This window comes from Lysinibacillus sp. Y5S-8 (assembly GCF_036894365.1).
GTDB lineage: Bacteria > Bacillota > Bacilli > Bacillales_A > Planococcaceae > Lysinibacillus > Lysinibacillus fusiformis_D.
Window position 1 is genome coordinate 2,796,047 of record NZ_CP145889.1, and the last position, 18,391, is coordinate 2,814,437.

General features: G+C 41.5%; 21 protein-coding genes. All 21 read right to left on the minus strand.

Translation table 11 applies throughout. The annotated features are described in order from the left end of the window. Positions 1–28 precede the first annotated feature (28 nt). The gene (cdaS, locus tag V6670_RS13560) at positions 29–649 is read right to left on the minus strand and encodes a sporulation-specific diadenylate cyclase CdaS (protein WP_036120087.1); all 621 of its coding nucleotides are present in this window, start codon (positions 647–649) and stop codon (positions 29–31) included. Between the two features lie 90 nt (positions 650–739). Continuing rightward, entirely contained in the window at positions 740–2,119 is a 1,380-nt protein-coding gene (locus tag V6670_RS13565; RefSeq protein ID WP_338651412.1) for an MDR family MFS transporter, read from the minus strand. Between the two features lie 83 nt (positions 2,120–2,202). Further along, complete coding sequence (locus tag V6670_RS13570) at positions 2,203–2,784, minus strand: TetR/AcrR family transcriptional regulator (RefSeq protein WP_338651413.1); 582 nt, start codon at positions 2,782–2,784, stop codon at positions 2,203–2,205. A gap of 113 nt (positions 2,785–2,897) precedes the next feature. Further along, positions 2,898–3,128, minus strand: coding sequence for an acyl-phosphate glycerol 3-phosphate acyltransferase (locus V6670_RS13575; protein WP_141903651.1), 231 nt, complete (start codon positions 3,126–3,128; stop codon positions 2,898–2,900). 305 nt (positions 3,129–3,433) lie between these two features. Continuing rightward, a complete protein-coding gene (gene rnz, locus V6670_RS13580; protein WP_338651414.1) occupies positions 3,434–4,366 on the minus strand; it encodes a ribonuclease Z in 933 nt (310 codons plus the stop codon). A 98-nt stretch (positions 4,367–4,464) separates the two neighbouring features. Next, on the minus strand, positions 4,465–5,301 hold the full coding sequence (locus V6670_RS13585) for a class I SAM-dependent methyltransferase (RefSeq protein WP_338651415.1): 837 nt from the start codon (positions 5,299–5,301) through the stop codon (positions 4,465–4,467). Continuing rightward, positions 5,298–6,797 (minus strand): cobyric acid synthase, encoded by a 1,500-nt coding sequence (locus V6670_RS13590; RefSeq protein ID WP_338651416.1) that lies wholly within the window; start codon positions 6,795–6,797, stop codon positions 5,298–5,300. Before V6670_RS13590 ends, V6670_RS13585 begins: the two co-directional genes overlap by 4 nt. Positions 6,798–6,863: 66 nt before the next feature. Continuing rightward, positions 6,864–7,214: a hypothetical protein gene (locus tag V6670_RS13595; RefSeq protein WP_338651417.1), complete on the minus strand. Its 351-nt coding sequence runs from the start codon at positions 7,212–7,214 to the stop codon at positions 6,864–6,866. A 19-nt stretch (positions 7,215–7,233) separates the two neighbouring features. Continuing rightward, on the minus strand, positions 7,234–7,770 hold the full coding sequence (locus V6670_RS13600; RefSeq protein WP_058844520.1) for a cob(I)yrinic acid a,c-diamide adenosyltransferase: 537 nt from the start codon (positions 7,768–7,770) through the stop codon (positions 7,234–7,236). A gap of 13 nt (positions 7,771–7,783) precedes the next feature. Next, the gene (locus V6670_RS13605; RefSeq protein ID WP_036120059.1) at positions 7,784–8,344 is read right to left on the minus strand and encodes a nitroreductase; all 561 of its coding nucleotides are present in this window, start codon (positions 8,342–8,344) and stop codon (positions 7,784–7,786) included. Positions 8,345–8,377: 33 nt separating this feature from the next. After that, positions 8,378–9,145: a uroporphyrinogen-III C-methyltransferase gene (gene cobA, locus V6670_RS13610; protein ID WP_036120058.1), complete on the minus strand. Its 768-nt coding sequence runs from the start codon at positions 9,143–9,145 to the stop codon at positions 8,378–8,380. Further along, a complete protein-coding gene (locus V6670_RS13615; protein WP_338654631.1) occupies positions 9,142–9,780 on the minus strand; it encodes an NAD(P)-dependent oxidoreductase in 639 nt (212 codons plus the stop codon). The genes cobA and V6670_RS13615 overlap by 4 nt, the downstream gene beginning before the upstream one ends. Beyond that, positions 9,773–11,140, minus strand: a complete 1,368-nt coding sequence (locus V6670_RS13620; RefSeq protein ID WP_338651418.1) for a cobyrinate a,c-diamide synthase — start codon at positions 11,138–11,140, stop codon at positions 9,773–9,775. Before V6670_RS13620 ends, V6670_RS13615 begins: the two co-directional genes overlap by 8 nt. Positions 11,141–11,151: 11 nt before the next feature. Next, positions 11,152–12,273 (minus strand): cobalamin biosynthesis protein, encoded by a 1,122-nt coding sequence (locus V6670_RS13625; RefSeq protein ID WP_338651419.1) that lies wholly within the window; start codon positions 12,271–12,273, stop codon positions 11,152–11,154. Then, entirely contained in the window at positions 12,266–13,051 is a 786-nt protein-coding gene (cobM, locus tag V6670_RS13630) for a precorrin-4 C(11)-methyltransferase (RefSeq protein WP_141903645.1), read from the minus strand. The genes V6670_RS13625 and cobM overlap by 8 nt, the downstream gene beginning before the upstream one ends. Beyond that, positions 13,051–13,758, minus strand: a complete 708-nt coding sequence (gene cobI / locus V6670_RS13635) for a precorrin-2 C(20)-methyltransferase (RefSeq protein WP_036120046.1) — start codon at positions 13,756–13,758, stop codon at positions 13,051–13,053. Before cobI ends, cobM begins: the two co-directional genes overlap by 1 nt. Further along, the gene (cbiE, locus tag V6670_RS13640; protein ID WP_338651420.1) at positions 13,751–14,971 is read right to left on the minus strand and encodes a precorrin-6y C5,15-methyltransferase (decarboxylating) subunit CbiE; all 1,221 of its coding nucleotides are present in this window, start codon (positions 14,969–14,971) and stop codon (positions 13,751–13,753) included. The genes cobI and cbiE overlap by 8 nt, the downstream gene beginning before the upstream one ends. Next, positions 14,928–16,061, minus strand: a complete 1,134-nt coding sequence (locus V6670_RS13645) for a cobalt-precorrin-5B (C(1))-methyltransferase (RefSeq protein ID WP_338651421.1) — start codon at positions 16,059–16,061, stop codon at positions 14,928–14,930. The genes cbiE and V6670_RS13645 overlap by 44 nt, the downstream gene beginning before the upstream one ends. Then, positions 16,061–16,720, minus strand: a complete 660-nt coding sequence (locus V6670_RS13650; RefSeq protein ID WP_036120037.1) for a precorrin-8X methylmutase — start codon at positions 16,718–16,720, stop codon at positions 16,061–16,063. Before V6670_RS13650 ends, V6670_RS13645 begins: the two co-directional genes overlap by 1 nt. Before the next feature lie 12 nt (positions 16,721–16,732). After that, entirely contained in the window at positions 16,733–17,494 is a 762-nt protein-coding gene (gene cobK, locus V6670_RS13655; RefSeq protein ID WP_141903642.1) for a precorrin-6A reductase, read from the minus strand. Beyond that, the gene (locus tag V6670_RS13660; RefSeq protein ID WP_338651422.1) at positions 17,491–18,390 is read right to left on the minus strand and encodes a sirohydrochlorin chelatase; all 900 of its coding nucleotides are present in this window, start codon (positions 18,388–18,390) and stop codon (positions 17,491–17,493) included. The genes cobK and V6670_RS13660 overlap by 4 nt, the downstream gene beginning before the upstream one ends. Position 18,391 lies beyond the last annotated feature (1 nt).

Below are 18,391 nucleotides of genomic sequence, written 5' to 3' on the forward strand. Positions count from 1 at the left end.
TGAGATATTGTTTTACAGAGGAGAGTCCCTATATGATGCCAGGTGATGTAATCGGGTATAAATTTCCCTGAAAAGCAAAAGAAATTCTACCTGTTTCTTCTGAGACGACCATCACAAGTGCATCACTTACTTCACTTAATCCCAACGCTGCACGATGTCTTGTTCCTAATTTTTTTTCACCAGTCTGACGGTCTGATAATGGCAGTACATTCGCTGCCGATTCAATTTGATTTTGATTGACGAGTACCGCTCCATCATGTAATGGATTACCTGGAAAGAAAATGGATTCTAATAAGGAATGCGTTAAATCTGCACCAATATGAATACCGGGCTGCATCAAATTCACTAACGAATCCTGTCGTTGGATGACAATTAAACCACCATGTCTTCTCAACGACATATTTTGCACACTATGTGATAATTCCGGATACTTTTCTGTAAACGGGGAAAGATAACAATTTAAATAAAACGTCGCGGCTTTCATTTCAATTGTCATAAATCTCTCTTTGATTTTCTCAAAATTGCCAAGGAGACAATTTGCATCTGTATCCATTTCTTGCACACTTTGCTGTAAGGACATAATCACTTGGAGAAGCTCATCTTTTAATGTTTCTTTCATTGGTGAAAAATCACAATTTATTGGATTCATAAAAAGCACCTCTCTTTTCTAAAATTGTGAAGCTTCTTCTTCCATTAGTTTCTCTCGATAAACTATTTTTATGCGTCATGGGGATGATGGCTATTTGGCACTTGGCTCCTTCTTCATATATAAAGACAGTAGTAGTCCAACAGCACTTAAAATCGTTGTGACAATAAACGCTGTGCGAATGCCAATTAGCATAGCATCAGCATCACCCATTTCTTGCTGTAAAGTAGTTACCGTACTCATGATGGTTACAAGTAATGCCGTTACTAATGCACCACCGACCATACGCAATGTACTATTCATCGCTGTCGCATGTGCCATCAAATGTGTAGGTAAGGCATTCATGCCAGCGGTTGTCAGCGGCATCATAATCATTGAAATCCCAAAGGAAATCATCGTAAAGAGACATGCCAGTAGCCAAAGTTTTGTATGCATTGATAATGCTATGAAAGCACCTGAACCAATTAAGATACTGGTGAACCCTACCAGTGCTAAGCCTTTTCCACCCACTTTATCGAAAATCTTCCCTGTCACTGGCGACAATATACCCATTACAAGCGCACCTATCAATAAAACCAGCCCTGTTTCGAGTGCCGACAGCTGCCGTACATTTTGAATATAAAATGTGATAAGTATTTGTGTACCAATCATGAGGGCATAAACTAAACTCGATAAAAAAGTTGTAATAGAGAACATGGCGGATTGAAATACACGAAATTCAAGCATTGGTTTAGGCAATTGAAGCTGACGTCTAATAAATAGAAACAGCGTAATTCCTCCTACCATTAATGATGCAAGTACTGGCATTGATTGAAATCCAACAGCTCCTGCGATGCTGAAACCATATAACAAGCCACCCCAACCTAAAGAAGAATATACGATAGAAGGAGCATCTAGCTGCCCCTCTTTTTTTGTCGTGACATTTTTCATAAAAATCGTGGCCACAGTCAAAACAATGACAGAAACGGGTAAGACAGTAAAAAACAGATGTCGCCATGTAAAATGTTCTAAAATCCAGCCTGATAATGTTGGGCCTATTGCTGGTGCAAAACCTGTTACAAGGCCCGCTAGCCCCATAATGGAACCTCGTTTTTCTTTAGGATACATCGTTAATAAAATCGTCTGCATTAAGGGCATGATCACCCCTGCTCCAGCCGCTTGAATAACTCGAGCCATAAGTAAAACCGTAAAGGTTGGGGCAAAGGCACCTAAAAATGTACCCATACTAAATAAAGTGAGAGCCACTATTAGCAGTAATCGATTGGAAAAACGACCAATCAGAAAAGCCGTAATAGGTATGAGAATACCATTCGTTAATAAATATACTGTCGTGAGCCATTGTGCTAAATTAGCATCAATCTTGAAATCGTTCATAATTGGTGGCATAGCTATGAGTAATAATGTTTGGTTGAGAATAGACACAAATGCTGCGGATAGTAGAATTGCTACTATGACATTTCTTTTTTCGTTCATGAAACGTCCCCCTAAATATTATGTTAGTTAGTGATAACTAACATTTTACTTAAAAAATATATGCAAACTATGTGAGTGAACCATTAAACACAGACTCCACTCACAAAAGTAGCAACTAAATGTTGAATAAAAATTTCTTGTTGATCTTTTAGAAAATGTTGGTCCCATAGCGCATTGGAAACAAAAAAACCAAACAGGCTCGTTAAAAAAACAATGGCTTGTCCGTTTGTATCTATTTCCTTCATCTTTCCTTGTTCAATTTGAGCTTGAAAATAAACGGCCAATAAGCTTAGTAATTGTTTAGTTTGGTTATCCGAAATTGTATCCATTAACCCTGGTAGCATACTTCTATCTTGTGTAGTAATGAGAAAAATTGGTTTATTTTTTTCCATAAAAGCTAGATATGTGTTAGCAATTTGCTTTAAATCATTCTCTAAGTTTCCGGATAAATCTTGTGCAAATAAATGTTCAAAGTATGGGATATATGAGTGGCTTTGCAGGACAGCATGAAGAATTCCTAGTTTTGTTTCAAAATGACGGAAGACAGTCATTTCACTAACACCAGCAGTGGCAGCAATATCTTTTACCGAAACATTCGAATAGCCCCTTTCTGTCATTAGACTTGTTGCTGCATCAAGAATTTTATCTTTTGTGCCTTTTTTCATTGTATACGCCTCCAAAATGTTAGTTATGACTAACAAAAATATAGATGATAGAGCCCAGTTTGTCAAAAAAAAGTGTTGTTACTAGAATACATTCTAATAACAACACAGATGAGCTACATATGACCTGCTCGAATTTTCTTCACAATACTAAAAGTCGTGTAGGCAGCAGCAGGTGCTAATACGACAATAAAAATAATCCAAACGGTTAAATTATTTGTTGCTTTTAGCGTTTCATAATTCGAGATGACAAAAATAATTAATCCGAATAGTAATAAATAGCTCAGCACATTTGGAAAAATAACAATTAATCGCAATAGTGCTGGCGGCATCTTTTGTTGATTCAATTAAACCACACCCCTTTTTTCAATTATACGGGAAGTGAAGGATCGATTGTACTATATTTTTCCTTTTAAACGCTATATTTACCTGCAAATCGTTGGCGTTTTTCTACTGTTGTATTTAATTGGTTGATCAATGCCGTTATGCTTTTCATATTTTCCGCTTGATGTATAGCCTTCTGAGCAAATATCTTTCTCCTTGGCTAGTAACAAACATTCCATGAGTCGAACTGAAAATAGTGATAGTAATAACTATAAATAAAAAACATCTATTAGTTGCATGTCAATCAATAGATGTTTTTTAAATTAGTTTAGATTAATTTATTATTTTGCCAAGTAAAAATGGCTTGATCGGATGTTAGTAATGTTTGGGGGAAAATTGCCTGTGCTTCTGCCAAAAATTGTGGTAAATCCTGTGGAAGAAAACGGGCACTTAAATGATTTAAAAGCAAGTAGTCTGCGCCAGCTTGCTGTGCGACTTTTGCGGCTTCCACATTGGTGGCATGACCATAGCTGGCTGCTAAAGTAGTCATTGTCCCATCAAAGGTCGCTTCATGTACAATGATGTCAGCATCCCTTGATAATTGAATGGCCTCTTCGCAATATTTCGTATCGCCCAAAATCGTCAGTGTGAAGCCCTTTTTTGAGGGGGCAACAACGTCTTTCGCTTGAATCACATGCCCATTTTCAAGCACGATATCATAACCATTTTTTAATTGACCAAGCAAAGGGCCTTTAGGCACACCAAGTGCCTGTGCCTTGTCGATTAATAATTCACCAGGTAAATTCTTTTGTTCAATACGATAACCATAGCATGGTACAACATGGCGCAATTCCTGTGCATAAATTGTAAAATGAGCATCCTCAAAAATAATCCCTTCTTGCACTTCTACAAAATACAGTGGATACGTTAAATGGGTTTTAGATAAGGCTAATGTTTGTTCAATCCATTGCTGTAAACCTGGGGGACCAAAGATCGTTAAAGGCTCATCCCCTCCTTGAAAGGAACGAGAGCTTAAAAACCCTGGCAATCCAAAAATATGGTCGCCATGTAAATGTGTAATAAAAATTTTTGTTACTTTACGTGGCTTTAACGATGTGTGTAGGATTTGATGTTGTGTAGCCTCCCCACAGTCAAATAGCCACATTTCGCTCACTTCATCTAATAACTTGATCATCAATGCACTCGTATTTCGCTCTTTTGAAGGCATGCCTGCGCCTGTCCCTAAAAAATGTAGTTGCACATATGCCACCTCACTTCTTGTTTCTATCGTTTTATTGTACCTTAACATGCCCAATAAGAAAAACCCTTGGTGAACAGATTTCTCCAAAGGTTTCTCTTTTATTTTGGTTGCCATGAAACAAGGGCTGCATGAAAGTCATGACGATAATAATAGCGTCCCTCTTTTTCTTCAATAAAAGGTGAGAGAGCTTCTTCCACATGTGCTTGCTGGACATTTGCCGTTAAAATTTTTTTACTTTGCGTTGTAACAAGCTGTTCATAGCTTTCATATTCATAGACACGTTCCAAAGGGATAATTTTACAATCCGCATAAATATTCATCTCATACAGTAGATTTAAAAATTCTATATAATCTCTACGAGGAAACTTAATATCATAGCCATACTTTTCATATAATAGCTCATAATGAGGCTGAATAGGACCTGTCGTCATGCCAATGATGGCACGCTTTTTCGCAAGTCGATTCATATGGGATAAGGCGGCTTTAATTTCATACATCCGATAAAAACAATTCACGCCCAAAACGATATCATGTGGCTCAATTTCATCACTTTCCATATTTTCCCATTTTGCATGAACATATGAAACATGCTCCTGATGAGGCATACACTGTTGTAAGTAATACAGCATGCTTTCAGAGCTATCCACACAGGTTAGCTTGTCCACTCGCTCAGCCAATGGAAACGTATAATTACCCCATCCTGGCCCAATTTCTAATACAGAATGATGTGGCTCAATACTTTTTTGCAGCTCCTGAAAAATGCGTTGGGCATAAGGATCAGTTTGTCCTATTTTTTTACGTGCAACGGATTGAGCCCAAAATTGCTCCTCTAGCTGATCATTGACCATGCGCTCCGGCATCATTCCATGCCAGTCTTTCATTCCCTCCTGCCATAATGCCTCGTAATTAATGGCTAATGGTCCTTTTCTTGTCATACAGATACCTCTAAAGATAAAATTTCATATATTTTTTTCATATCCAGGTTTGCTCGAACATGGTCGGCTAACATATTATAGGCGTCCTCTCTTCGTTCTGCATCACTTTTTACATCATTCGGTAAAGCCGTTAACCCTTTTTTCACTCGTATTTCATTAACAAGCTGACGAGTAAAGGTGCGATTATGGAACACGCCATGAAAATACGTACCAATCACTTGCTCATCATGACTCACTGCGCCATCTTCTCGGCCATCCTCTAGCAGTAGAAACGGTGATACTTCATCACGTAAAATTTTCGTACGTCCTAGATGTATTTCATAGCCCGTCAATGTATCCTGCCCTCTTGTTCCTGTCATTTGTACCGTTTTTTTAGTGCCTACAAAAGTCGTTTCCATTGGCAATAGCCCAAGACCATTTGCAGCTTCACCATTTCCCTCCACTGCTTCAGGGTCTAGTAATGTTTCACCAAGCATTTGGAAACCACCGCAAATGCCAATAATTTTTGTGCCGCGCTCACGTAAATGGGTAATAGCTTGATCGAAGCCCTGTGCTTTTAACCAAGCTAAGTCATCCATTGTACTTTTTGTTCCTGGCAGTATAAGCAAATCCGGTGTGCCTAGCTCATGGACATTACCAATTAAACGTACACCTACTTCTGGCTCATCGAAAAAGGGATCAATATCAGTGAAGTTTGAAATACGGGGTAAACGAATCATCGCTACATCGACAGTAAATTCGCCTGGTTTTGGCTTTTTAAAGCGTAATGACGATAATGCAAGGGAATCCTCTGCTTCAATATTGATATTTACATAAGGAATCACACCAAGCACCGGGATACCGGTTTCTCTTTCCACCCATTCAAGACCATCATCTAATAATTCACGCATGCCTCTAAATTTATTGATGATTAATCCCTTAACACGGGCACGCTCTTCATCATCTAGCAACGCCAGTGTACCGACAATCGAGGCAAAGACCCCACCACGATCTATATCAGCAACAAGCACTACCGCTGCATCTGCTAAATGTGCCATTCGCATATTAGCAATATCGCGATCCTTTAAGTTAATTTCAGCTGGGCTACCTGCCCCCTCTAGGACAATGACATCATATGTATTTTGTAGCGTACGGACAGATTTTTCAACGATTGGCATTGCCTCTTGCACAAAATTATTGCGATAGCTTTTGGCATCCATATTTAAAAAATGCTTGCCATGGACGATGACCTCAGACATCATATCTTGCTTCGGTTTCAGCAGAATAGGATTCATATCAGTCGTCGCAATAACACGGGCTGCCTCTGCCTGCACCCCTTGTGCACGGCCGATTTCGCCACCATCCTTCGTAACAAACGAATTAAGAGCCATATTTTGCGATTTAAACGGGACAACACTTAGTCCATCATCCGAAAATATACGACAAAGTGCCGTACAAATCATACTTTTTCCAACATCGGAAGCCGTTCCTTGAATCATTATCGATTTAGCTGGCATAGTCACTTTCCTCCGTCATTATTGGTGTAACGCAGTATATTGTATTAGAGCTGTGCGAGTTTGCCTTCATTTCGCGAGTATTCTCGGGGCAAGCACGAGTATTTCTCTCCGCTCCGCGAGTATTCTTTGGGCAAGCGCGAGTATTTCCCTTCGCTCCGCGAGTATTCTTTGGGCAAGCGCGAGTATTTCCCTCTGCTCCGCGAGTATTCTTTGGGCAAGCACGAGTATTTCTCTCCGCTCCGCGAGTATTCTTTGGGCAAGCACGAGTATTTCCCTTCGCTCCGCGAGTATTCTTTGGGCAAGCGCGAGTATTTCCCTCCGCTCCGCGAGTATTCTTTGGGCAAGCGCGAGTATTTCCCTTCGCTCCGAGTATTCTCCGATTGATCGAGACTTTCGCGCCGCGCGTATATTTTTCACCCAGCAATGGTGAAGGGCTTTAAAATTCTAGCCCTTTCACCGCTGGGATGCCTTCATCATAGTAATGCTTTGTTGCATCGATGGTTGACACTAAATCAGCCATTGCCGTTAAGGCAGGGTTCGCACTTCGACCTGTGACCACCAAATGCATCGTCGATGGACGTTGCTGGATCGCCTCTATGACTTCTGTTAGTGGAAGGACATCATCGATAGGAAACTTGGTGATGGCCAATGCATTGTTTAGTTCATCTAGCACCAATAAATCAATACTGTCGTCTTGCAGGGCGGCCTTCGTTTTTTTCCATGCCTTAGCTAAGGCAGCACGATGCTCTTCAGGTGTCTTTGTCCATGTAAAGCCGATACCCATTTGCTCCATTTCCACACCTAACTTGCGAAGAGCAATTTGCTCACCGTACGTACGCTCGGGTGATTTAATAAACTGCATATAGCGCACATTTAAGCCACGGCCAACTGCACGTAATGTGACACCTAGAGACGCCGTCGTTTTGCCCTTTCCTTCACCTGTATATACTAAAAACAAGCCTTTTCTTGCCATGTGAGTAGCCCCCTTACAGCCATGTTGTCTTTTCTGCAAATGGTGTACGCTTTTTGTCGCTTTGCTCCTGCTCTTGTGGATAGCCAATAAATATCGTACCGACTACTTTTTGAGAGGCACTTGCACCAATAAATGCATGCATACGTGAATCATGCACGAGCCCAACACCACGTGTACGCCAAACAAAACCAAGACCTAGCTCATCTGCAGTGAGCCACATGGACATAATGGCACTACATACGGCAAAAACATTATCCTCTGTCGCATCAGTATCACCTTCAACAATGTCTGCAGTAACAACAATGGCCACAGGCGTTGTTTGCACAACCTTTAAAGAGCTTTCCACTAAGTTCGGCTTTGTGGGGAAACGCTCTTGTAAATAGGCACTCGCCATTTCTTCATAACGCTTCATTGCCTCATCTTGAATAACATAAAAATGCCAAGGCTCACGCATACGGTCATTCGGAGCATAGGTGGCTGCTTGTAAAATTTGCTCAATTTTTTCTTTCTCTACTGGTTGTGTTGTGTAATTTCGAATGGCTCTACGCTTTTTTAATGCTTCGATAACGGTCATGTTGCTTCCTCCTTGTGCTCTTCTAAGAAATGATTATGAAAAGGTTAATCCCTGCTCTTCAAACCATTGAATTTTCTCACGTACATTGACTACCTCTCCCACGACAATCATCGAAGGATTATGATACCCTTCACGTTCAATAATGGCCGCTATCTCATCTAGCTGTCCTGTAATCGTGCGTTGTTGAGCAGTTGTTCCCCACTCAATGACCGCTACTGGCGTTGTGGCCTGACGTCCGTTTTCAATTAATTTGCGAGCAATGTAGGCAATATTTCCAACACTCATGTAAAATGCGACGGTATCAATACCTGTAGCCAATGCTGGCCAATTCAAAAAGTCCTGTCCTTTTTCTTCACGACCATGCCCCGTCACTAGGGCAAAGCTTGTCGCGAAGTCTCTATGTGTCACTGGAATCCCTGCATAAGCAGCTGCAGCAATACCGGCTGTAATACCAGGAACGATTTCATAGGTTATACCATGATTTTTTAATATTTCTGCTTCCTCAGCACCACGTCCAAATACAAATGGATCGCCACCCTTCAGACGTGTCACAACTTTACCTTCTTGTGCTTTTTCAACAAGTAAGGCATTAATTTCATCTTGAATAAGGTGGTGCTTGCCTGGAAGTTTACCGCAATAAACGAGCTCTGCATCCTTTTTTGCAAAGTCGAGCAATGTGGGATTCACAAGACGGTCATAGGCAATCACATCAGCCTTTTGAATACATTCCAGACCATACACAGTGATGAGCTTCGGATCCCCAGGACCTGCACCAACGATATATACTATTCCTTCCTTCATTGCTTCGCTCCCATCAAAAGTTGTTGTAAATAGGCTTCACGTCTATCAATCTCTCCATGACGTGTCCAATCCAGAATGCTTGGCTCTAGCAATGCTTGTAATGCCGCCCGTCTTTGCGGACCTTTGTCATACTTAGCAGCAATCATTAATCGAGCTTGCTGTAAAAAGCATACATAGTCATCATAAGCACCATCGAATTGATCTTCTAAATCTGCTTTGATCTTGCGCGCTAGACTGGGACTTGCTCCCGATGTCGAAACAGTTAACACCAATGGGCCACGACGAACAGTAGCAGGTGTAATGAAATCACTTTCACTTTGTCTATCCGTTCGATTGATTAATTGCCAATGCTGTGCCGCCTCTTGAACGGCTTCGTTTACAGCCGTCACATTCGTTGCAGCAATAATGAGAATGGCATCATCCAAATCACGTGGTTCAAATTCCTTCTGCTTCCAAGTAATTTGCCCCGAATCGGCAAGTGGCTGTAATGTATCATGTAGGATTGGACTGACTATGACAATATGGGCCTTTGCGGGTAACAGAGAGGCTACCTTCTGCGTTGCCACGTGTCCGCCACCTACAATCACTACGGTTTTATATTCTAGATTGATATGAATAGGAAAATAATTAGTCATCATTTTTCACCTTCTTACAAGCTGTTAACCACTTGTCAACTAGCTTTGGGTTTGATACAAAATGGAAATGTGTATAACCAGCCACCAAATTCCCTTGTTTATAGCCTTCTTGCTTTTTGCCAAAACGACCAATCGTCTCGTAGGCTGGTGTGTTGTGGGTACCACTATATTTAGAATAATGGAATTCATGGCCCTTCGCTTCTTGCTCCACACCGATTAAGAAATTATCTGCTGTGCCAAAAATTTCACGATAGCCTAGTGCTGCAAGCTTTGTCTGCATGGCCACTTCCCCTGGAATCACACCTACCATTTCATAGCGTTGACCCTGACTATTTGTAATAGCCTCTGTTAAATACATAAAGCCACCACATTCCGCTAATGTTGGCAGTCCTTTGGCAATAGCGTCTTGAATGGAGTCTTTCACGACTGTATGTGAAGCCAATGTCTCTGCGAATTCTTCAGGAAAGCCACCACCAATATAGAGGCCATCTGCTTCTGATGGTACAGGCTCATTGGCAAGTGGAGAGAAAAATTGTAATGTCGCGCCTTTCGCACGTAGCAAAGCTAAGTTTTCTTCATAATAAAAATTAAATGCTGCATCCCTTGCAACCGCTATACAAATATTTTGTGAAGGCTCCTCAGCAAATAAGTGACCTGATTCATGTAGGATAGGGGCTTTTGTTAAGTCAATTAATTGATCCAAGTCAATCGTTTCTGCCATAAGGTCACCTAGTTTATCAAAAAATGAATCTAGTTCTCCCCTTTCAATGGCGGGTACTAACCCTAAATGCCGACTCGGAATATCGATGCCTTGTTCACGTTTTAAATAACCAATGACAGGAATGCCACATTCTTGTTCAATAGCTGCCTTGGCAATTTCATAATGACCGACACTGCCCACTTGGTTCGCAATAACGCCAACGATCCTCGATTTGTCTGACAAAACTTGGAAGCCCTTTACAACAGCTGCTACACTACGCGCCATACTTGCACAATTAACAATTAAAATAACAGGGCTCTCTGTCACTACACTAATATCTGCGGCAGAGCCAGCATCTGATAAAGGGCTTTTGCCATCATAGAAGCCCATCACACCTTCAATAATGGACACATCCGCATCCATACTTGCGCGTGCCACAATATCACGTACTGCTTCATGGGAGAACATCCAGCTATCAATATTGCGTGATACTCTACCTGTTACAGCCGTATGATACGTTGGATCGATATAATCAGGGCCACATTTAAAGCCCTGCACTACTTTTCCTTTATTTTGTAGTGCTTTCATCAGTCCAATGGTAAAAGTGGTTTTGCCTACCCCACTGCCCGTACCAGCTAGTACAAAACGATTTGTTTGCATGGACTTCCTCCTTAAAATAGGTATCTCGCAACTGAAATCGTAGCATTTCCCGATTTCTTCTTTTCTAATAGGAGTGACTTGACCTGTGCATAACGCATAGCCGCTGGTTCACTCACACCATAGGCACCTGTATATTTAAAGACTGTTTCAGAAGGGGAAGGAAATTCGATTTGATTTAATTCCGCCGGGGTATAAGTGACGAACTCCCAATCATATTTCTTGGTAATGTCTAAAAAACATTGCTCATCTTTTTTTAAATCAATCGTGCATAATGCCTTCACACTTTTTTTCGAAAGCTTTAGCTCTGCCAAGGTTTCATCAATCACTTGTTCAATTTCTTCCACAGATGTCCCACGATTACAGCCCATACCGAGCACAATAGATTTTGGTCGATAAATAACACCGTTTTCTAGAAGAATCTCTTCCTCTTGTTCTATGATTCGATCCGTTATTAATAGCGTGGCATGAGGTCTAGCCTCGATGGCTGCCTGTGTGGATGGATAAATTTTAATTTGCTCTGGCATGGCGGTATCACGCATCCACCAATCGCGCTCACCCGTTTCCTGCACAATTGCCACATGCTCCTCATTTACAACGGAAGCACTCACTGGTGTCAATTTGTCGGCACTATCCCATACCCAACCAAAACGGGCTCCAAATAAGTCAACAGGAATCGTCTTTTGCACATCAGAAGCTGTTGTAATAATTGGATTTGCACCAAGTGCCGCTGCCACCTCATGTGTTAGCTCATTGGCACCGCCAAGATGCCCTGATAATACGCTAATGACATTGTCGCCTCGATCATCAATTACGACAACGCCAGGGTCTGTCTTTTTATCCTTTAAAATGGGCGCAATCATGCGTACGACCGCACCGAGCGAAATGATTAAAATCAACCCTTTATATTGTTTAAATAGCGTTGGCAATAACAAGCGCACGGTACCTGTAAATAATTGAATATGCTTTTCTGCTTCATCGCCTTGCTCAAATTTACTCATATAATATAAATCACTTGCTGCAAAGGTTTGCTGCAGGCGACGTCCAATTTGAACACCATGCTTCGTAATGGCGACAACCGCATAAGGATTGCGTTGATCAACCTCTGGTAATACACCTTCCTGTAACTCAATCACTTGTCTTCACACCTTTTCTAAAGCCATGTGTAAAGGTTGCATCATATAACTTCGAACGATATTGATCCTTATCATGAATGTTCGGGTCTAATGCCCAACCTGCTAGAATCATTGCATGCTTACGAATACCATTTACACGCATTGCTTCATCTAATTCGATTAAAGTCGTCCGCACGATCTTTTGATCTGGCCATGAAGCACGTTGAATAACTGCTACTGGCGTATCATCAGCCCAACCAGCACTTTGTAATTCTTTAACAATTTTTTTTGTAAGTGTTGCACTAAGGAATAAAGCAATTGTACAATGATGGCTCGCCAAGTCACGCAGCTTTTCAAATTCTGGGACAGGTGTACGTCCTTCTGCACGTGTTAAAATGAGGGTTTGTGTTAAATCAGGAATTGTGAGCTCTGCGCCGATTGCCGCTGCTGATGCAAAAACAGAGCTAACTCCTGGAATCACTTCATACCCAATGCCTTCCTTTTTCAATAGAGCCACTTGCTCCATGATGGCACCATACATCGCTGGATCACCTGTATGCATACGAGCTACTGTTTTCCCAGCATTAACACGATCCACCATAACGGCCACCATTTCCTCTAAATGCATGCCAGCAGTTCGAATGACCTCTGCATCAGGTTTGGCTTTCGCAATAAGCTCTTCACTCACTAATGAATCTGTGTACATGACAACGTCCGCTGTTTGCAGCATATGTAAACCTTTAACTGTAATTAAATCTGGATCACCTGGACCAGCGCCAACTATATAAATTTTCTTCATTATTTACGCACCACCATTAATGTTAGATATTCTAATTCCACACCATCCAATTCACGAACATCCCAAATAACTTCTTCATCAGAAGTGACCTTCGTCACGACAGATGCTTTATCTAATAAATCTAGATCACGTAGCACCTCTAGCATTAAATCGATCACCTTTGCCACTTTAATAAAGACAACGGCATCATGATTTTCAATGGCTTCACGCATTGCTTCATAATCATCATGGGCAGGAATAATGGCCACTCGGTCATCGCCATCAGCTAAAGCAATCCCTAATCGAGACGCGGAGCCATTGAACGAAGAAATCCCTGGCACCGTACGGATTTCTACATCTGGATGCATGTCCTGCATCAACTTCATCATATGAATAAACGTACTATATAATAACGGATCTCCCTCTGTTACAAAGGCTACATCCTTACCGGCTTGTAGTTTTTCGTAGACAAGTTCTACTGATTTTGTCCATTCACGTTCAAGGACAGCCTCATCTTTGGTCATAGGGAATACAAGGCCAAGCATATCTTTTTCGTCTGGATTAATATAAACATCGACAATGCGATGGGCATAGCTTTTACTACCTCTTAGCTTTTTTGGATAGGCGATAACAGGTGATTCCTGAATCACACGAAATGCCTTGACTGTAATTAATTCTGGATCGCCAGGACCAACGCCCAAGCCGTATAGTACACCTAGATTACTCATTATTTTCTTCCTTTCGATAAGCCGAAATAATATAAATTGGATTTAATGGTACAAAGCGTGTCATATCTAAAATAGGTTTGCTGCGCGCAAGCTGTGCCTGTAAAATATCAACCGCAAAGCCACAAGCCTTAAACGCTTCCACTGCTTTATATAAATTTTCAATGGTCGCTGCATTTAAGACAATGCGACCGTTTGGCTTCAAACGACTACAGCATAACTGTAGTAACTCCACCATTTCGCCACCCGTACCACCAATGAAAATGGCATTAGGATCTGGGAAGCTGTCTAATCCCTCTGGTGCTTTACTATGAATCGCTGTGATATCAACACGGAACTTTTGCTGATTTTGAAGACAGTTGTCTAAATCAGGTGCATTTTTCTCTACAGCATATACTTGACCCTCTGGCGCAAGCTTTCCTGCCTCAATCGCCATAGAACCCGTACAAGTACCAATATCCCAAATTATGCTATTCTGTTGAAGCTGCATGGCCTGTAAGCTTAAAACACGTATTTCCTTTTTCGTGATCAGTCCTTTATCTGGCTTGCGTTGTGAAAACTCTTCATCATCAATCCCAAGCGTGTAACGTTTTAGTTCCATTATTTGTTGTAAAATCACGACATTTAATGGCGAATAATGAGCGCTTTCCATTTCATCTAACGAATACCAGCCACATTTTTCGTTTTCACCCTGTAAATTTTCTGCAACAAACGCTCGGTATTCTGTCATACCAAAATGCTTTAAATAACGAGCGAGCGCATTGGGGCTATTATCAGCATCCGTTAAAAGCGCTACTTTCTTTTTCCCATCGATACGCTGTGCCAAGCCTTTCATAGATCGGCCATGAATACTTGTGACATAGGCATCCTGCCAGCTTTCTCCCATCTTCGCAAAGGCCAGCTGAACAGAACTCATATATGGATAAACCTCAATATCTAGCTTTTTAGCTAGATAGCCCCCAATGCCATAAAATAATGGGTCGCCAGTGGCAAGGATTACCGTATTTCTTGTTTCCTCAGATAATCTTTCAACAAGTGCTGAAAGTCCCCCTTTAATGCTGATTTTTTCACCCGTAAAGTTCGGGAAAAAATCCAGTACTCGCTCACCACCAACAAGTACCTCACAGTCTTCAATCCACTCGAGGTATTGGGGAAATAAGCTTGCTAATCCGTTATCCCCGATCCCAATCAATTTCATCGATCGATGCAATGTCATCAGCCCTTCCTAATAATTGTCCCTGCATCGAATAAATCGATGTGGAAAGTGTTAAACCACCTTTTATATGATGGATAGAGGAATAACAGCACGCCTCACATAAATGATGAAAGAATGCATCATAGCCCTTCTCCATCATGATTTCACCTACTTGTGACGCTGTGTTTGCCTCACGTACTTGCGCTATTGTTTCTCCATCTGCTCCTGTATCCTCTGCAAGTTGTGCTAAAAAGTTAAAATCGATTGGTGCACTTTTGGAATGAACCATCATGACACCTTGTGCCACCTTAGAAAATTTCCCCATCATACCGACAAGAGAAACTTGTTTGATACCGAGTCGCTTACAATGTTTTAAAGTAAAGCCGACAAAGTCGCCCATTTCTATAAAAGACTCTTCTGGTAAATCGGGGTATTGTTTCATCGCAAATTTTTCGCTGCGACCGCCTGTCGTTACCACTAAATGCTCACAACCAGCTTCTTTAGCTACACTAATCGCTTGTACAATACTTGCCATATACGCAGAACTCGAAAAAGGCACGACGGTTCCCCTTGTGCCTAAAATTGAGATGCCTCCAAGTATACCAAGTCGTCCATTTAACGTTTTTTTAGCGATTTCTTCTCCTTTAGGTACGGATATCACTACGTTCACGCCTCGTGTAATGTGAAATTCGTCTAATACTCCTTGAACCGTGCTATGAATCATTTTACGTGGTACAGGATTAATGGCTGCCTCGCCAACAGGCACTGGTAAGCCAGGCTTTGTAACACGCCCGACCCCAATCCCTCCATCTAAATGAATACCAGGTGTATCAGTCCAGCTCACTGTGCCAACAATAAGCGCCTGATGGGTCGCATCAGGATCATCACCAGCATCCTTAATCGTTTCACAGCTGACAGCATTTTCTTCAAATATGCATTTTTCAATTGTAAAGGTTGCATCCCGACCAATCGGTAAATGAATGGTACTCGTCTCCTGCTCTTCCTTTGTAATCAGAGCGAGCAATGCAGCCTTTGTTACCGCAGTTGCACAGGCTCCCGTTGTATAACCGTGACGCATGTCCTTGGGATCCTTTTTTGGCTTCCGCTCCATTATTTTTTCGCCTGTTCATCCGCTAATAGTGAGATGGCATTTAACGCGGCAACCGTCACTGTACTACCGCCTTTACGACCAACATTGGTAATGTACGGAATCCCTTCGAGTTTCAGCAATTCTTCTTTTGACTCGGCTGCTGACACGAAACCGACAGGCATACCGATAATTAAATCTGGTTTTGCTAAGCCTTCTTTAATTAAACGAATCAATTCTAGTAAGGCAGTTGGCGCATTACCAATTGCATAAATCCCACCTTCATGTAATTTTGTAGCCTTTTGCATGGAAATGATGGCACGAGTTGTATTTTGTTTTTTCGCTTCTACTGCGACATCTTCATCCGCAATATAACAATGTAAATCGCCACCATGCTTTTGGAAACGTTTTTTACCAGAGCCACTTTCAATCATTTGAACATCTGCAATGACGTGTCGTCCGGCAAGAATGGACTTAATCCCCGCTTCAATTGCATCAGGTGTAATGATGACACTGCGACCTAGCTCAAAATCCGCCGAAGCATGGATAATACGGCGCACAATCTTCCACTCGTCCTCCGAAAAATCATGATCGCCCATTTCCTCTGCAATAATCGAGAAACTATAATCGTAAATTTTATCTGGGTCTACCGTTAGTGGTTTGAAATCTGTTTTAAAATCCATGGATAATGCCTCCTAAAGTGTATGTTGTACAGCCTGTAATATTTCTTCAAATGTTGAATATTGTTGGCCATATTGAATGGTTGGTCTTGCAATAAGAATCGTTTCAATATGACAGGCAAGAGCTGCCTCAAGCTTCTCATCAACTGAGCCAACTTTACCGCTTTCTTTGGTGATCATCAAAGTTACTCCATATTGACGAAACAATGCTTCATTTAATTCCTTTGAAAACGGACCTTGAATAGCTACAATATCTCGTTGTGCCACACCAAGTGCCTCACATTTTTCCATATTGTCCAGTCGTGGAAGCATGCGAGCAATTACTCTCGTATTTTCTAAGCCTTGTAAAACCTTTGTAAAAGTAGCAAGTGTTTTGCTGCCTGTTGTCAGCATGATGACACCACGCTTTTCTGCCGCTAATTGGGCTGCCTCCTCATAATCCTTCACTATTGTAATGAGAGGATGCGCATAGTGTTCATGGGCACGCTCATAGCGAATATAAGGAACTTGTGCCTGTTCGGCCGCTGCCATTGCATTTTTAGAAGCTTCCTCAGCAAATGGATGAGAGGCATCAACCACCATTTGATAGCCTTGCTCTGTTATGATGGCTGCCATTTCCTCAGCTGTCAGTCGACCTATTAAATGTGATAGGCCAACGTCAGCAAGACTAGAGGCTGCCGAATCAGTCACAACGGTAGCTGTTACCGCATGTCCTGCGCTTTGCAGGGCAAGGGCTAAATCCCTTGCATCACTCGTCCCTGCTAACATGAAAATCATTTTACTGGCTCCTCTTCATGGTGGTGGTCATGGTCGTGATGGTGGTCGTGTCCATGATCGTGATCATGGTGATGGTGGTGATGGGCATGTCCATGAACTGCCGCATAGGCACGATAATTTTCTAAATCTTGCATGCCTGTAGATGTACCATTTATCGCTTGTTCAATACGCTCTAATAAAACATTTTGTAAACGTTCATGGTAGCCAAAATAATTGGCAATTTGAACAGTACAATCTGGATATTGTTCATTAAACTTCACACACATATCATTCATACGTTCCATTAAAATACCTGTGAATAAAAAGTATGGGAGCATGATGATTTTTTTCGCACCTAATTTAACACAGCGTTCAATACCTTCTTCAACACGTGGATCTGTTACGCCCATAAATGCACTTTCCACATATTTAACAGGTAATTTTTCCCATAAAAGTCGTGTAATTTTATAAAAATCACCATTTGCAGATGGATCACTGCCACCTCGTGCAATCAATAAAATGGCTGTATCTTGTTGCTCTTGTTCTGAATGAAAACCAATTTCCGCTAGACGATCTTGTAAAATCGCAAATATTTCATCATGAATGCCAATGGTTTGACCATAGGTAAATGTAATGTTCGGATAATGCTCACGCGCATGCTCGATCTCTGCTGGAATATGCAGCTTTGAATGGCCTGCATGAAGTAAAATAATCGGAATTACATGAACCTCTGTAGCCCCTTTCTTCACACAATTCGTAATGCCTTCTTCGATGTTCGGTGAAGCAAATTCTAGGAAACATGTTTCCACTAAAAATTGTGCATCAATACGCGGTGTCATTTGTTCAATAAATGTACGTACCTCATCATTTCCTGCTGCTAAACGGCTCCCATGGCCGACAAATAAAATAGCTTTCATC

Coding starts and splice junctions, on each gene's coding strand:
- cobI (WP_036120046.1), bottom strand. CDS start 13,758: ATGAGTAATCTAGGTGTACTATACGGCTTGGGCGTTGGTCCTGGCGAT.
- V6670_RS13615 (WP_338654631.1), bottom strand. CDS start 9,780: ATGACTAATTATTTTCCTATTCATATCAATCTAGAATATAAAACCGTA.
- V6670_RS13660 (WP_338651422.1), bottom strand. CDS start 18,390: ATGAAAGCTATTTTATTTGTCGGCCATGGGAGCCGTTTAGCAGCAGGA.
- V6670_RS13620 (WP_338651418.1), bottom strand. CDS start 11,140: ATGCAAACAAATCGTTTTGTACTAGCTGGTACGGGCAGTGGGGTAGGC.
- V6670_RS13585 (WP_338651415.1), bottom strand. CDS start 5,301: ATGACAAGAAAAGGACCATTAGCCATTAATTACGAGGCATTATGGCAG.
- V6670_RS13645 (WP_338651421.1), bottom strand. CDS start 16,061: ATGGAGCGGAAGCCAAAAAAGGATCCCAAGGACATGCGTCACGGTTAT.
- V6670_RS13590 (WP_338651416.1), bottom strand. CDS start 6,797: ATGCCAGCTAAATCGATAATGATTCAAGGAACGGCTTCCGATGTTGGA.
- cbiE (WP_338651420.1), bottom strand. CDS start 14,971: ATGACATTGCATCGATCGATGAAATTGATTGGGATCGGGGATAACGGA.
- cdaS (WP_036120087.1), bottom strand. CDS start 649: ATGAATCCAATAAATTGTGATTTTTCACCAATGAAAGAAACATTAAAA.
- cobM (WP_141903645.1), bottom strand. CDS start 13,051: ATGAAGAAAATTTATATAGTTGGCGCTGGTCCAGGTGATCCAGATTTA.
- cobA (WP_036120058.1), bottom strand. CDS start 9,145: ATGAAGGAAGGAATAGTATATATCGTTGGTGCAGGTCCTGGGGATCCG.
- V6670_RS13605 (WP_036120059.1), bottom strand. CDS start 8,344: ATGACCGTTATCGAAGCATTAAAAAAGCGTAGAGCCATTCGAAATTAC.
- V6670_RS13565 (WP_338651412.1), bottom strand. CDS start 2,119: ATGAACGAAAAAAGAAATGTCATAGTAGCAATTCTACTATCCGCAGCA.
- V6670_RS13600 (WP_058844520.1), bottom strand. CDS start 7,770: ATGGCAAGAAAAGGCTTGTTTTTAGTATATACAGGTGAAGGAAAGGGC.
- cobK (WP_141903642.1), bottom strand. CDS start 17,494: ATGATTTTCATGTTAGCAGGGACGAGTGATGCAAGGGATTTAGCCCTT.
- V6670_RS13650 (WP_036120037.1), bottom strand. CDS start 16,720: ATGGATTTTAAAACAGATTTCAAACCACTAACGGTAGACCCAGATAAA.
- V6670_RS13570 (WP_338651413.1), bottom strand. CDS start 2,784: ATGAAAAAAGGCACAAAAGATAAAATTCTTGATGCAGCAACAAGTCTA.